The 255-nt window shown below is 51.4% G+C and carries 1 protein-coding gene; it reads left to right on the forward strand.

Annotated elements, in window-relative coordinates:
• A partial coding sequence (locus HK25_RS12185) for a transposase (RefSeq protein ID WP_143296013.1) occupies positions 1-255 on the forward strand: 255 nt, incomplete at both ends.

Genomic DNA, 255 nt, shown 5'->3' on the forward strand with positions numbered 1-255 from the left:
TCCGCCTGCATCTGACTGCAGGACAGGTCAGTGACTTCAAAGGCGCAGACGTGCTGCTGGCAGATCTCCCCGCTGAGACGGAAGAAATCATCGGGGACAGGGGCTATGACAGCAACAGGATCAGGTTATTGCTTGCAGAACGCACTATCACAGCCTGTATTCCGCCGAAAAAGAACCGGAAATCAAAGCCACCTTACGACTGGCATCTGTATAAAAAGCGTCACCTGATCGAAAACATGTTCGCAAAGCTCAAAG

Origin of the sequence: Acetobacter sp. DsW_059 (assembly GCF_002153695.1) — a bacterium.
In the GTDB taxonomy this organism is placed as follows: Bacteria; Pseudomonadota; Alphaproteobacteria; order Acetobacterales; family Acetobacteraceae; genus Acetobacter; species Acetobacter thailandicus.